The organism is Paenibacillus pasadenensis (assembly GCF_023715725.1).
GTDB classification, from domain to species: Bacteria; Bacillota; Bacilli; order Paenibacillales; family Paenibacillaceae; genus Paenibacillus_O; species Paenibacillus_O pasadenensis_A.
Genome location: NZ_JAMBOT010000069.1, coordinates 1 through 404, shown reverse-complemented (window position 1 = coordinate 404; position 404 = coordinate 1). Strand labels below are relative to the sequence as shown.

Below are 404 nucleotides of genomic sequence, written 5' to 3'. Positions count from 1 at the left end.
GTCTGCAACAGGGAGATAAGCCAGCGGGTAGCCTCGCGTTTCCCGCTGCGTTGGTGGGCGTAAATCTTGACGTCAAACGGCGGAACCGGAAACGGCAGCGGGAAAATGGTCAGCCGGGCGGCGCGGGCCATCGTCTCCGCCGCCCGCCGGGGCAGCGCCATCAACAGGTCGCTCTGCTCAATACTAAAGGGCGCGCTCAGCATCGAGGGGGTTTTCATCGCCACCTGCCGCGAATAGCCCTGTCGCTCCAGCTCACAGTCCAGCACCCCCTGCCGCTCATTCCACGGGGTCACCACCAGATGACGGGCCGCAAGGTAGGCGTCCAGGGTCAGCGCCGTCCGGTTGGCCTGGCTGATGACCACATATTCGTCCCGCAGCCAGTTAATCTCCTCAAGATCGGGATG

At 63.9% G+C, this 404-nt stretch carries 1 protein-coding gene; it reads right to left on the bottom strand.

Annotation, left to right across the window (positions count from 1 at the left end):
• Positions 1 to 404 (bottom strand): LysR substrate-binding domain-containing protein (locus M3223_RS24010; protein ID WP_251566313.1); only part of this gene is annotated, 404 nt, incomplete at both ends.